11 protein-coding genes are annotated in these 14,338 nt (G+C 55.1%); 4 read left to right on the forward strand and 7 right to left on the reverse strand.

The window, feature by feature from the left end:
- Positions 1-52: 52 nt before the first annotated feature.
- The 6 genes from rplL to MWU39_RS00570 form a co-directional block, all read right to left on the reverse strand.
- Positions 53-427, reverse strand: coding sequence for a 50S ribosomal protein L7/L12 (gene rplL / locus MWU39_RS00545; protein WP_247158032.1), 375 nt, complete (start codon positions 425-427; stop codon positions 53-55).
- Between the two features lie 82 nt (positions 428-509).
- Complete coding sequence (gene rplJ / locus MWU39_RS00550; RefSeq protein WP_247158033.1) at positions 510-1,025, reverse strand: 50S ribosomal protein L10; 516 nt, start codon at positions 1,023-1,025, stop codon at positions 510-512.
- A 309-nt stretch (positions 1,026-1,334) separates the two neighbouring features.
- Positions 1,335-1,742: a hypothetical protein gene (locus MWU39_RS00555; RefSeq protein WP_247158034.1), complete on the reverse strand. Its 408-nt coding sequence runs from the start codon at positions 1,740-1,742 to the stop codon at positions 1,335-1,337.
- Positions 1,743-1,855: 113 nt separating this feature from the next.
- A complete protein-coding gene (locus MWU39_RS00560) occupies positions 1,856-2,083 on the reverse strand; it encodes a helix-turn-helix transcriptional regulator (RefSeq protein WP_247158035.1) in 228 nt (75 codons plus the stop codon).
- Positions 2,083-2,628: a DUF2975 domain-containing protein gene (locus MWU39_RS00565; RefSeq protein WP_247158036.1), complete on the reverse strand. Its 546-nt coding sequence runs from the start codon at positions 2,626-2,628 to the stop codon at positions 2,083-2,085. Before MWU39_RS00565 ends, MWU39_RS00560 begins: the two co-directional genes overlap by 1 nt.
- A gap of 23 nt (positions 2,629-2,651) precedes the next feature.
- Positions 2,652-2,792, reverse strand: coding sequence for a hypothetical protein (locus MWU39_RS00570; protein WP_247158037.1), 141 nt, complete (start codon positions 2,790-2,792; stop codon positions 2,652-2,654).
- Positions 2,793-3,261: 469 nt separating this feature from the next.
- Here MWU39_RS00570 and rpoB point away from each other — a divergent pair, with 469 nt between their 5' ends.
- The 3 genes from rpoB (at position 3,262) to MWU39_RS00585 (ending at position 12,664) form a co-directional block, all read left to right on the forward strand.
- Positions 3,262-7,467 (forward strand): DNA-directed RNA polymerase subunit beta, encoded by a 4,206-nt coding sequence (gene rpoB, locus MWU39_RS00575; protein ID WP_247158038.1) that lies wholly within the window; start codon positions 3,262-3,264, stop codon positions 7,465-7,467.
- A gap of 67 nt (positions 7,468-7,534) precedes the next feature.
- Positions 7,535-11,821, forward strand: coding sequence for a DNA-directed RNA polymerase subunit beta' (gene rpoC / locus MWU39_RS00580; protein WP_247158039.1), 4,287 nt, complete (start codon positions 7,535-7,537; stop codon positions 11,819-11,821).
- A 129-nt stretch (positions 11,822-11,950) separates the two neighbouring features.
- A complete protein-coding gene (locus MWU39_RS00585) occupies positions 11,951-12,664 on the forward strand; it encodes a hypothetical protein (protein WP_247158040.1) in 714 nt (237 codons plus the stop codon).
- 6 nt (positions 12,665-12,670) lie between these two features.
- Here the strand turns inward: MWU39_RS00585 and MWU39_RS00590 are convergent, their stop codons facing one another.
- Positions 12,671-13,612: a polysaccharide lyase family 7 protein gene (locus MWU39_RS00590; protein ID WP_247158041.1), complete on the reverse strand. Its 942-nt coding sequence runs from the start codon at positions 13,610-13,612 to the stop codon at positions 12,671-12,673.
- A 272-nt stretch (positions 13,613-13,884) separates the two neighbouring features.
- Here MWU39_RS00590 and MWU39_RS00595 point away from each other — a divergent pair, with 272 nt between their 5' ends.
- Positions 13,885-14,322, forward strand: coding sequence for a DNA-directed RNA polymerase subunit beta' (locus MWU39_RS00595; protein WP_247158042.1), 438 nt, complete (start codon positions 13,885-13,887; stop codon positions 14,320-14,322).
- Positions 14,323-14,338: the final 16 nt, after the last annotated feature.

Here is a 14,338-nt window from a genome sequence, read left to right on the forward strand (position 1 = left end):
CCGCCCTTCCGTCCGCAGGCGCTTCAAGACACCCACGAAATCTCTTGCAAAATTACTTGAGCTCGACGGTACCGCCGGCTGCTTCGATCTTGCCTTTGATTTCTTCGGCTTCTGCTTTCGCAACGCCTTCTTTGATTGGCTTCGGTGCGCCTTCAACAAGACCCTTGGCTTCGGTGAGGCCCAGACCAGTGATGGCGCGGACTTCTTTGATGACCTGGATTTTCTTGCCGCCGTCGCCGGTGAGGACAACGTCGAATTCGTCTTTTTCTTCAGCAGCAGCTTCGCCGCCGCCAGCAGCTGGACCAGCAACTGCAACAGCAGCTGCGGCGCTTACGCCCCACTCTTCTTCGAGAGCAGTTGCGAGTTCTGCCGCTTCAAGCACGGTCAGCTTCGAAAGTTCTTCAACAAGCTTGGCAATATCAGCCATGATGTTCACTCCAATAAATGCGAGGCAGACTAAATGTTGGTCCAACCTCAAAGTATGTTTCGTCTCTTGCGAGAAACGTCTCTTAAGCAGCGTCCTTGGCGGCATATGCGCCAAATACTCGGGCCAACTTGTTCGCTGGTGCGTTGACGACCTGAGCAACTTTCGTTGCTGGTGCGTTGACGAGACCAACGAGTTTGCCGCGGAGTTCGTCGAGGCTTGGCATCGAGGCAAGCGCCTTGACTCCAGCTTCGTCGAGCACCTGCGTGCCCATCGAACCACCAACGATTTCCAGCTTGTCGTTCGACTTTGCGAACTCAACAGCGGCTTTGGCAGCCGCGACAGGGTCTTCCGACCATGCCAGCGCGGTTGGACCGGAGAGATACTCTTCGAGGCCAACGTAATCAGTGTCTTTCAGGGCGAGCTTGGCGAGACGGTTCTTCGCAACCTTGTAGGAAGCACCAGCTTCACGCATTTTTCCGCGCAAGTCGGTGGACTGGTCCACCGTCAGGCCGAGATTGCGGGTCACAACAACCACGCCTACCTCGTTGAAAACAGCGTTGAGCTGAGCAACCGCGTCGGCTTTTTGCGAACGATCCATGCCTTACTCCTTCACTAATGGCCGAACGGAAACGTTCCGTGCGACCGGCTCATGTTTCACTCTGCCGCTTACCGACAAAGCAAAGTCCGACGATGGGGAAGGAGGGTGTGCCAAGCGGCACGGTTGCAAGCGCTCAAAAAGCGCCGCGAAAATCTCTTTTCCCCGTCTAGGCTGGAAATTAAGGAGACCCGATTGTCTCCACCAACTGTCTTGGACGGATGACCGCTCGAAAGCAGTCGAGGCGCGCATTTATCGTGCGCGCCTCGAGAGTCAAGTGAATAGCGGTATCAGTGTCTTTGAGCTGTGGGTCTATTTGAGAGTGACCGAAACCGTATCGCGGGCATCGCAGGTGAATGATCCGCTATTCTTTTTGTACTTTTTGAACGACCAACCACCGAGCTTGCCTTTGATCCGATATTCGACGCGCATTTTCGTGCGGCGTTTGTTGACCTTTTCGAGATTGCGGGTCTCGCGCCAGGTTCGGTTGTTGTTCAGCGTTTCGTTTTTGATCGGCTCCGAACGCCAACCGCCGTCTCTGCCCTTGGCAGGATCCCAGTAGTCAATGTCGACAATGTTGATTTTGCCGCCAGTGTTATTGATCACTTCCAATTGGACATTCCTACATGTGTTGGCGGCCATCGCGGGTGCGGCAGCGCCGAGTGCTGTTGTCGCTGCGAGGGTAAGAGCCGCAGCCTTTGCGAAAGTACGAGTGTTCATAGTGTCTCTCCTAAAAAAGGTTGGCAGAAACCACCGTGTGTTCCTGCCAACCCTTCTACGGAGCAGCTCGTTTTGGCTGTATGGGGCTGATACCCCATCTATGTTTTCGGCACCTATTCGGCCTGAAAGCTGAGCAAATCACCAGGTTGGCAATCGAGTTCCCTGCAGATCGCTGCGAGGGTGGAAAATCGGATTGCTTTGGCTTTGCCAGTCTTCAGGATCGAAAGGTTGGCGAGGGTCAGGCCCACCCGCTCCGCCAGTTCGGTTAGGGTCATGCGGCGTTCGTGCAGCAGGTCATCCAATTTGACCATGATTGTTGCTCCTTCATCATCAGCAGGCATTACACGGTCCCTTCAAGATCTTCGCGCATCGCCGCGCCATGTTTGAAAACGCGGGCGAGGATGAAAAGCACTACAACCATCGTGATCCCTACAAGATCGATACCGGCGCCTACTGTCACCTCTGTGTTTTCCATCGGTTCGGCCCATTTTGAGACGAGCAACGCGAGTCCGGCAATCGGGATCGAAAGTGCCTGAACGAGCAGCAAAAGCCATGCCATGAAAGTGAGGCGCTCAGCATTATCGGGCACGAATGGGTCACCCTCTCCGACCGTTTCAATGATCGCCCGCAATTTGCCAAAAAACAGAAAAATCATGGCGACTGCGACCAGGGCGAGTGCGAATAGTGCGAGTACAGGGATAGTTGGGAGCGGCCCGACCGCACCTGCAAACTCCGCCGCGATCTCCGCATTAATGGTGTCCGACATGAAGACTACGACCGCCGCGCCAATAGGCATGGCCAGAGCAGCGATCGCCATGACGCATTGCATCAGAATGGTCAGGATCTTTCCGGCCAGTAAGAGCAAATCATTGGGTTTGGTTTGCATATCTAGTCTCCTTTCCTGACCAATTAGGCCAGCTCAATGCTAACCGGAAAAGCTGCCGAGGTGTGCGCCTGAGCAGGCGGAACGGTGACGATCGAGCTGATTGTACCGAGGGTAAGGAACAGCGCAGCGCAAATGGCGAGCGATTGGGTCAGAGCATTGGTCATATCGAACTCCTTGATGTGTGATATTGTTTTTCGATAATCACGATCTATGAGCGATTCGGTTTATTGTCAATCAATAATATTGAAAAACAATATGCACCTTATCGTTTTTCAGTTTTCTGGCCGACTTTATGCATAACTCCTGAGGCCAGATTAACTGGTCGGGGTGAATTCGCCTGCTGTGCTTCGCCCTCCTGCGTTGACAAATCCAACATGGCTCTTAAATAGCCCTCACACACCGCCTTCGAGACAGGCCGATTCATACGCGGGGATCGGTTCCAGAATAGAAGCGGCGTTTTGCTACATTCGCGACGATAAAATCAGCTGCACCCTGGCTGCCTTGAAAGGCTGCGCCGAGGCATGCGGCTCTTTTTGCGTCTGAGTGGCAATCATGTTTCGCGTGACGTGAGTTTCATTTTGCACGCGGGCACCTCTGTCTCGTGTGCGTCCAACAAAGAGGCATATCTCTTCCATGGCGACCAAGGCGAAGGCCCTCCGAACCTCGAACAAGCTCCGCAGCCGTAAGGCGCAGGGCACCGCGAAAAAGCGTATCCGGAAAATTTTCGGCGATATCCACGAAGTTGTGGACATGCCGAATCTGATCGAAGTCCAGCGCGAGAGCTACGAACAGTTCCTGCGCTCTGATCCTTCGATCGATTACGTTTCTGGCCTGGAGAAGACGCTGCGCAGCGTCTTCCCGATCCGCGATTTCGCCGGGACCGCTGAACTCGATTTCGTGAATTACGAACTTGAACCGCCGAAATACGACACGACCGAATGTCGCCAGCGCGGTATCACCTATGCTGCTCCGATGAAGGTGACACTTCGTCTGATCGTTTTCGAAGTCGATCAGGAAACCGAAACCCGTTCGGTGCTCGATATTAAAGAGCAAGACGTTTACATGGGCGATATGCCGCTCATGACCGAGAACGGCACCTTCATCATCAACGGCACCGAGCGTGTGATCGTTTCGCAGATGCACCGTTCGCCTGGTGTTCTGTTTGATCACGATCGCGGCAAGACGCACTCGTCTGGCAAGCTTCTGTTTGCTGCACGCGTTATTCCGTATCGCGGTTCATGGCTCGATTTTGAATTTGACGCCAAAGACATCGTCAATGTGCGTATCGATCGTAAGCGTAAATTGCCGGTTACGGCGCTTCTGTACGCCCTTGGCCTCGATAGTGAAGAAATCCTCCACCACTTCTACGACACGGTCACTTGGGAGCGTGCGAAGGATGGTTGGAAAATTCCATTCAACGCCGAGAACTGGCGCGGTCAGAAGCCTGCATTCGCGCTTGTCGACGCAAAGACCGGCGAAGAGATCTTCGCGGCTGGTCAAAAAATCAGCCCGCGTGCCGCCAACAAGGCTGCCAAAGACGGTCTCACCGAGCTGCTGCTGCCGACAGAAGAAGTCGTCAGCCGCTATGCTTCGCGTGATATGATCGATGAAAGCACTGGCCGCATTTATGTTGAAGCTGGTGATGAGCTGACACTCGAGCACATCGAAACTCTCGACGGTGCCGGTATCGACAGCCTTGAGCTGCTCGACATCGACGAAATAAACACCGGTCCTTGGATCCGCAACACGCTGAAGGTCGACAAGGCTGAAAACCGTGATGAAGGTCTTGAGGCCATCTATAAGGTGATGCGTCCGGGCGAGCCGCCTACCAAGGAAACTGCTGACGCGCTGTTCGAAGGTCTGTTCTTCGATGGTGAGCGTTATGACCTTTCTGCGGTTGGCCGTGTAAAGCTCAATATGCGTCTGGAACTCGACGCTGAAGACACCGTGACCACGCTGCGCAAGGAAGACATCCTCGCAGTGGTCAAGGAACTCGTCGGCCTGAAAGACGGCAAAGGCGAAGTCGACGACATCGATAACCTCGGCAACCGCCGTGTCCGTTCGGTTGGTGAACTGCTGGAAAACCAGTACCGCGTCGGCCTGCTCCGCATGGAGCGTGCTGTTAAAGAGCGCATGTCGAGCGTCGATGTTTCGACCGTCATGCCTAACGACCTGATCAATGCGAAGCCGGCTGTTGCTGCTGTTCGTGAATTCTTCGGCTCTTCGCAGCTGTCGCAGTTCATGGACCAAACCAACCCGCTTTCCGAAGTCACCCACAAGCGCCGCGTCTCTGCGCTTGGCCCAGGTGGTCTGACCCGTGAGCGTGCCGGCTTTGAAGTCCGCGACGTTCACCCAACGCACTATGGCCGTATCTGCCCGATTGAAACGCCTGAAGGCCCGAACATCGGTCTGATCAACTCGCTGGCATCATTCAGCCGCGTGAACAAATACGGCTTTATTGAAACGCCGTATCGTAAGGTCGAGGGCAACAGCGTTACCGGCGATGTGATCTATCTTTCCGCAATGGAAGAGCAGAAACACACCGTCGCTCAGGCGTCTGCTGAACTGAACCCGGATGGCACCTTTGTTGAGGAGCTGATCTCGGCGCGTCAGGCTGGCGACAACCTTATGGCGCCAAGCGAAACGGTCACTTTGATGGACGTTTCACCGAAGCAGCTCGTTTCGGTTGCGGCTTCGCTGATCCCGTTCCTGGAAAACGATGATGCCAACCGCGCTCTTATGGGCTCGAACATGCAACGTCAGGCTGTGCCGCTTGTGAAAGCAGAGGCACCTTGGGTCGGAACCGGCATGGAAGAAACCGTGGCGCGCGATTCGGGTGCTGCGATTGCGGCCAAGCGCGGCGGTATCGTCGACCAAGTGGACGCGACCCGTATCGTTATCCGCGCAATCGGCGATGTCGAAGCGGGCCAATCCGGCGTCGACATCTACACCCTTCAGAAATTCCAGCGTTCGAACCAGAACACCTGCATCAACCAGCGTCCGCTGGTAAAAGTTGGTGAGACGATCGAAGCGGGTGACATCATTGCCGATGGTCCTTCGACCGATATCGGTGAACTCGCACTCGGCAAGAACAGCCTCGTCGCGTTTATGCCGTGGAATGGCTACAACTACGAAGATTCGATCCTGATCAGCGAGCGCATCGTGAAAGACGACGTGTTCACCTCGATCCACATCGATGAATTCGAAGTGATGGCTCGTGACACCAAGCTTGGTCCAGAGGACATCACCCGCGATATCCCGAATGTCGGCGAGGAAGCCCTGCGCAACCTCGATGAGGCGGGTATCGTTTATATCGGCGCGGAAGTGCATCCGGGTGATATTCTGGTCGGTAAGATCACGCCAAAGGGTGAAAGCCCGATGACGCCTGAAGAAAAGCTTCTGCGCGCCATCTTTGGTGAGAAAGCTTCGGATGTTCGCGATACGTCGCTGCGTTTGCCACCGGGTGTTGCCGGTACAATCGTCGAGGTTCGCGTGTTTAACCGCCACGGCATCGAGATCGACGATCGTACTCGCGCGATCCAGAACGAGGAAATCGAGCGTCTGCGCAAAGATAGCGCCGATGAACGCAACATCCTCAACCGTGCGACATACAACCGTCTGCGCGACATGTTGCTGGGTCAAACCGCTTCTGCAGCACCTAAGGGTGTCAAGAAGGGCACAGACATCACTGCGGAACTCCTTGAAGGCGTTGAGCGTCACGAATGGTTCAAATTCGCGGTTGCTGACGATGGTCGTCAGGCTCAGCTTGAAGCGATCAAGACGCAGTATGACGAAGCTGTTGCGATGATCGATGCCAAGTTCGCCGACCGTAAGGAAAAGCTCGAGCGTGGTGATGAACTCGCCCCGGGTGTTCTGAAGATGGTCAAAGTCTTTGTCGCCGTGAAGCGCAAGCTTCAGCCTGGCGACAAGATGGCTGGCCGTCACGGCAACAAGGGTGTCATTTCGCGCATTCTGCCCGTCGAAGACATGCCGTTCCTCGAAGATGGCACCGCGGTTGACCTCGTACTCAATCCGCTGGGCGTCCCTTCGCGTATGAACGTCGGCCAGATTTTCGAAACGCACCTTGGCTTCGCTGCGCGTGGTCTCGGTATGGATATCGCGGACAAGCTCGAAGAGTGGAAGCGTGCCAATCCGAATGCCGCCGAAGACTACAAGAACGTAAAGCCACCCGAAGCGGTCGTTGAGCGTCTTAAGGATGTCTATGGAGAGCAGTATTTCGAAGATCTCGAAAGCCGCTCGGCGGAACAGATCGTTGAGCTTGCTGGCAACCTGTCAGCTGGCGTTCCGATGGGTACGCCAGTGTTTGATGGTGCGCGTGAGCCGGATGTGTCGGACATGCTGGTGAAGGCCGGCATCGACAGTTCGGGTCAGTCTACCCTGTTCGACGGCCGCACTGGTGAAGCGTTTGACCGTAAGGTCACTGTGGGCATCATCTACATGCTCAAATTGCACCACCTTGTTGATGACAAAATCCACGCCCGTTCGATCGGTCCATACTCGCTTGTCACTCAGCAGCCGCTGGGTGGTAAAGCGCAGTTCGGTGGACAGCGCTTCGGTGAGATGGAAGTCTGGGCATTGCAGGCATATGGCGCCGCCTACACCTTGCAGGAAATGCTCACCGTCAAATCGGATGACGTTATCGGCCGGACCAAGGTCTACGAAGCGATCGTCAAAGGCGATGACACCTTCGAAGCGGGCATTCCGGAGAGCTTCAATGTTCTCGTGAAGGAAATGCGCTCGCTCGGCATGAACGTCGAACTCAAGTCGTTGTCTGACGGCGAAGAGGGCGACGACGAGTGGCCGGAGGCAGCGGAATAAGGGGAGCGGGCTGAAAAGCCCCTCCCACTTCGCTCCAAGAGATATCACCCCCTGAGGGAACCAAGTCATGAATGAACTGACCAAATTCACCAACCAGCTGGCCAAGCCGGAAACATTCGACCAGATCCAGATCGGTATCGCCTCGCCAGAGCGCATCCGTTCGTGGTCGTTCGGCGAAATCAAAAAGCCGGAAACCATCAACTACCGTACGTTCAAGCCTGAGCGTGACGGCCTGTTCTGTGCCCGCATCTTCGGCCCGGTAAAAGACTACGAATGCCTGTGCGGTAAGTACAAGCGGATGAAGTATAAGGGCGTCGTCTGCGAGAAGTGCGGCGTTGAAGTCACCGTTACCAAAGTGCGCCGTGAGCGCATGGGCCACATCGAACTGGCCGCCCCGGTTGCGCACATCTGGTATCTGAAATCGCTGCCATCGCGCATCGGTCTGCTGCTCGACATTCAGCTGAAACAGCTTGAGCGCATCCTCTATTTCGAAAGCTATGTTGTGATCGAGCCGGGCCTTACCCCGCTTGAGAAATTCCAGCTGCTGACCGAAGACGAATTGCTCGAAGCGCAGGACGAGTATGGCGAAGACGCGTTCAGTGCCGATATCGGCGCTGAGGCGGTCAAAGTCATGCTGATGGACCTCGATCTCGAGCAAGAGCGCGACGATCTAATGGAAGAGCTGGCGACCACCAAGTCGACGCTCAAGCCCAAGAAGATCATCAAGCGCCTTAAGGTCGTTGAAAGCTTCATCGACTCGGGCAACCGCCCTGAGTGGATGATCCTTGAAGTGATCCCTGTGATCCCGCCAGAGCTGCGCCCACTGGTGCCGCTGGATGGTGGCCGTTTCGCGACGTCCGATCTCAACGATCTCTATCGCCGCGTGATCAACCGTAACAACCGTCTGAAGCGCCTGATCGAACTGCGCGCGCCAGACATCATCGTCCGCAACGAGAAGCGTATGCTTCAGGAAGCTGTCGATGCGTTGTTCGACAATGGCCGCCGCGGCCGTGTCATCACTGGTGCGAACAAGCGTCCGCTGAAATCGCTGAGCGACATGCTCAAAGGTAAGCAGGGCCGTTTCCGTCAGAACCTTCTTGGTAAGCGCGTCGACTATTCCGGTCGTTCGGTCATTGTGACCGGTCCGGAATTGAAACTGCACCAGTGCGGTCTTCCAAAGAAGATGGCTCTCGAGCTGTTCAAGCCGTTCATCTACGCCCGCCTCGATGCGAAGGGTCTTTCCATGACCCTCAAGCAGGCGAAAAAGTGGGTTGAGAAAGAGCGCAAGGAAGTCTGGGACATCCTTGACGAAGTGATCCGTGAGCATCCGGTTCTTCTGAACCGTGCGCCGACGCTTCACCGTCTTGGCATCCAGGCGTTCGAGCCGGTTTTGATCGAAGGTAAGGCGATCCAGCTTCACCCGCTCGTTTGTTCTGCGTTCAACGCTGACTTTGATGGCGACCAAATGGCCGTGCACGTTCCGCTGTCGCTCGAAGCGCAGCTGGAAGCGCGCGTTCTGATGATGTCGACCAACAACATTCTCTCGCCAGCCAACGGCAAACCGATCATCGTTCCTTCGCAGGATATGGTCTTGGGTCTCTATTACCTCTCGATGGAACGTCAGGAAAAGACGCCTGAATTCCTCGAGAATGAAGACGGCACCAAAGTCGAGAAACTGCCGCGCTTCGCCGATATGGCCGAAGTGCACCAGGCTCTCGAAACCAAAGCGGTTACGCTCCACACCAAAATCCTAGCCCGCGTTCCGCAGGCGAACGAGGATGGCAAAGTGGAAATGAAGCGCTTTGAAACCACGCCTGGCCGCATGCTGATCGGTGAATGTCTGCCGACTAACCACAAGGTTCCGTTCGACATCATCAACCGTCTGCTGACGAAGAAAGACATCGGTGACGTAATCGACGAAGTCTATCGTCATACTGGTCAGAAAGACACTGTGCTGTTTGCCGATGCCATCATGGTCCTCGGTTTCCGCCATGCGTTCAAGGCTGGTATCTCCTTTGGCAAGGATGACATGATCATTCCTGACTCGAAGGTCGGCATGGTTGAAGAGACCAAGGAACTGGTTGCTGGATATGAGCAGCAGTACCAAGACGGTCTCATCACGCAGCAGGAAAAGTACAACAAGGTCATCGATGCTTGGTCGAAGTGTGGTGATCTTGTTGCTGATGCAATGATGGCCGAGATTAAGTCACAGCCGATCGACAAGGAAGGCCGAGAGGCTGACATCAACTCGATCTACATGATGAGTCACTCCGGTGCGCGTGGTTCGCCAGCGCAGATGAAGCAGCTTGCCGGTATGCGCGGTCTGATGGCGAAACCTTCGGGCGAAATCATCGAAACGCCGATTATCTCGAACTTTAAGGAAGGCCTGTCCGTCCTTGAATACTTCAACTCGACCCACGGCGCGCGTAAAGGTCTTGCCGATACAGCGCTTAAAACGGCGAACTCGGGTTACCTGACCCGCCGCCTGGTTGACGTGTCGCAAGACTGCACCATCGTCATGAACGACTGTAAAACTGAAAACGCGCTGGAAATGCGCGCCATCGTTCAAGGTGGTTCGGTTATCGCATCGCTTGGTGAGCGTATTCTGGGCCGCACCGTGGCCGAGGATATCGTGAACGCTGCGACCGGCGAAGTGATCGTCAAAGCCGGCACGTTGATCGACGAGCCAATGGTGAAGGAAATCGAAGCGGCTGAAACCCAGTCTGCCAAAATCCGCTCACCACTTGTTTGTGAAGCCGACCAAGGCGTTTGTGGCACATGCTATGGCCGTGATCTTGCTCGCGGTACTCCGGTGAATATCGGTGAAGCTGTCGGCGTTATCGCTGCTCAGTCCATCGGTGAACCAGGCACCCAGCTTACGATGCGGACATTCCACATCGGCGGCGCGGCGCAGCTCAACGAAACATCTCACCTTGAGTCCATCTCGACGGGTAAGATCGAATTGCGCGGCATGCCGACCATCACCGATAAGAAGGGCCGCATTTTGTCGCTCGCACGTAGCGGTGAAATCGCCGTTATCGATGCCGAGGGACGTGAGCGTGAAATGCACAAAGTGCCGTATGGTACCGTGCTCATGTTCAAGGATGGCGATAAGGTCAAAGAAGGCGACCGTCTGGCTGAATGGGATCCGTTCACCCTGCCAATCATCACCGAGCAATCGGGTGTTGTGAAGTATCAGGACCTCGTCGAAGGCACTACGCTCGAAGAGCAAACCGATGATGCGACGGGCATTGCCCAGCGCGTCGTGACCGAGAACCGGGCAACCGGTCGCAAGAAGAAAGAGGAGCTGCGTCCGCGCATGACTCTTCTCGGCGAAGGTCAAAGCGAAGACGAAACCGAAGCGCAGCGTTACATGCTGGCTCCGGGTACGACGCTTTCGGTCGAAGACGGTCAAACTGTTGAAGCGGGTGACATTCTTGCGCGTGCATCGCGTGAAGCTGCGAAAACCCGTGACATCACCGGTGGTCTTCCACGTGTCGCCGAACTGTTTGAGGCGCGTCTGCCGAAGGACATGTCGGTCATCGCCAAGATTTCGGGTAAGATCGAATTCGTCCGTGAATACAAAGCGAAACGCAAGATTGCGATCGTTCCCGAGGAAGGTGATGCAGTCGAGTACCTGATCCCGAAAACCAAGGTGATCGACGTGCAGGAAGGCGACTTCGTGAAGAAGGGTGATACCCTGATTTCCGGTTCGCCAAACCCGCATGACATCCTCGAAGTTATGGGCGTCGAAGCTCTGGCAGAATATCTCGTCAACGAGATTCAGGAAGTCTACCGACTGCAGGGCGTGAAAATCAACGACAAGCACATCGAGGTGATTGTTCGCCAGATGCTGCAGAAAGTTGAGATCACCAAGGGCGGCGACACCACATTGCTTCCGGGCGAACAGGTCGATCTGGCTGAAATGCTCGAATACAATGCGAAGCTTGGCAAGGGTAAGGAGCCTGCTGAAGGCACTCCGATCCTGCTCGGCATCACCAAGGCGTCGCTGCAAACCCGCAGCTTTATCTCGGCGGCGTCGTTCCAGGAAACCACCCGCGTTCTTACGCAGGCTTCGGTCGAAGGTAAGAAGGACACTCTGATCGGTCTCAAAGAGAACGTGATCGTGGGCCGTCTTATCCCGGCTGGTACCGGTGCAGGCATGAACCGTATGCGGGTCACCGCATCGAGCCGTGACGCTGCATTGAAAGCTGCTTGGAAGAAGCAACAGGATAAGCTGGCCGCAGCCAATGCCGCTGCAGCTGCCGAACCTGAGCCTGCAGCCGATCCTGTATCGAGCGAAGAGGCTATGAAAGCAGCGATGGGCGGCGGAGACGCACCAGCTGCTGAGTAAGCTTAGCTGACAAACCAATTGGAAAGCCCCGCCGGTGCAGCATGCATCGGCGGGGCTTTTCTTTTGCCGTTCACCATTCAGTTTGCTGCGCGATCATAGTAGTCATTTCACTGAGATTGGGAGGAACTTATGAGAAAATTGATTTTAACTGTCGCGCTTGTTGCGGTTGCCCTGCCTATGCCTGCCATTGCGCAGGATACGATTGTGGTCACTGGATCGCGGCAAGATCGCTCGGTTGGCAATGCATATTTCACCGCCAATAACGGCCCTTCCGCAATAGGCGTGACGCGCAAAGCGGATTATTTTGTTACGCCGCTATATGTCAGTTCGGATTCACGGGATCGAGACGCGCGTTCCGAGGAACTGTTCGCGATGCTGTCAGCCACAATCGACCGTGCTGCCGCTCAGGGGATAACGCTCGTTGCCGGCAATTACGCACTTAAGCCGGTTACACGCGCCAATATGCGCGAACTTCCGGTGAGAGGCGGGAACCGGCCGGATACAAGCCGAGTCCAGATTTACGCGCGTATCCCGCTAAAGGGCGAAACGGCAAGTGTGCGTGCAACAGCCAAAGATATTGCCGAGTTCGTAAAAGGTATCGCCGCGACGGGGCGCTCCTTCATCGACGTTGGTACAACTGGCCTAGCGATTGACGACCCCGAGCAATATCGCGCGGACGTGGTGCGCCATATCGCCAAGGAATCGACCCGCTATGCCGAGATGTTCGGAAGCGGATACGGTGTCGAGATCAACGGCCTAGAAGGCGACCTGTATTGGCAGCAATCAAGCGAGACCGAAGTGTTCCTTTACATCGAGCATGATTTCGCAATTAGGCCGAAATAGTCGTGATCACCCTTCCGGCGGCGGTGTCGATTCTGATAATTCGATGCGTGAGAATGTCGCCTGAGCGTAGTCTCCGTTAGCTTTATCGACTTCCCAGTCACCTGTGCCAGCGCACGCCGCGTACCAATTGCCGCCACCTGATTTCGTGCTGCATTGGTTGTACACGCCGGCTTTGAAATAGAGCGCATCGCCGCCATAGGCGTAAGGGTTATCCTTGTCGTCGGCTCCACGGACGAGGCTTCGGGACTGGACAACTGTCCCGAGCCGCTCGTTGTGAAACGTCAAATACATCGTGTTGCGGTGAACATTGATTTCGTAGCTGAATTCTTCGCCCAACTTGATTCCGTTCTCACCGGGATCTTCCTTTGTTTCCCAGTTGCCGCCGAACACCGGAACGGAAAGGTCATTGCGGTCTGGATCGTCTTTCGCCAAATTTCTTTCGTAGTTCCAGAAAACGACGCCTGATTGATGGCCGGGCTGTTTTTTGAAGTAGATCTTGATCGGCTCATTGCCATAGCCAAAACCGCTGCTTGTACTTTTGAGTTTCGTTGCGTGAATTTGCCCTACCACAACTGAGTAAGCCGCTTTCGCCTCGGGTTCACCAGCATTGAGCGCGACATGATCCACCCTGAGCGTGGCATTCAATTTGCCACCAACGGCACCAAATTTGTCTGAGCCTTTGCGCGCTTCGACCGCGAAGTTGTTGCGCGGATCATGCGTGCCAATCCGCGTGTTCGTGCCTCTGATCATCTGTCGCAGCTCGCTGCGGGTATTGCTGGAATTGGCGGTGGTGGTCGCCTTGTTCGGTGCGGCAAAAACAAGGCGGCCATTCTCATTGAGATAGAAAAAGTCGGGATGATGATACGTTTTGAGTTCGGCAACGGTCTTTTCGTCGACCTTACCATCCTTGTTCGCATCCATAGGAAGTGTGATTTTCCATTGGCTCAAATCAAACTTGCTAGAGGGCGCCGGCACCTCCTCGGCAATCGCCGAGGCGGGCGTTAGCAAGAGCGCAGAAGAAATGAGGGCGAAGCTTGAAGGGAGGAATTTATTAAAAGCCATTGGTCTGCATCGTCTCCGTGAAATTGTCCTACATATTGGTAGGACAATTTCCCTGAACCGCAAATGTCTATCCGAGGATTTATCAAAAACCTTTATTGCTATTGAGACGTATTCGCAATTATAGTAATCTGAAGCTCAATCAGGGATGGAGAAGGTGAATGCGGGAAGAAGCGAGATCGGCGTCAGCGGCCGACTGGGTCGAACAGTTAAAGCGGCCCAAGACAGTTGTGTCCCTTTCTCCGATTGCGGCGCGCTTTGTGTATTCTCTGCGCCTGATTGCCCTCCATGATCGGGTAAGAAAGGATCCGCTGCCCGAACTCGTGGTGCGGCTGGGCAGTGTCGATATCGCGGCCAAGGCTTTGACATTGGCTCAAGTGATTTCTTCGACGTGGCCAGAGCCGATCCATATCTCACGGTTCTGTTGCCACCTTCTTTCGCACGATGAAACCGCGATTGGTCGACTGCTTGATGGTGCAGCGCATTGCGACAGAATTGCATTCGATTCTGCCGTGGAAGGGCTGGTTCGCCCTGACCGGATGCACCGATTGTGGGATCGAACATTGGCGCTCGTTGCGGCGGAATCCCGCACAATATAGGCCACTGAATAGCTTG

Origin of the sequence: Erythrobacter sp. F6033 (assembly GCF_023016005.1) — a bacterium.
In the GTDB taxonomy this organism is placed as follows: domain Bacteria; phylum Pseudomonadota; class Alphaproteobacteria; order Sphingomonadales; family Sphingomonadaceae; genus Erythrobacter.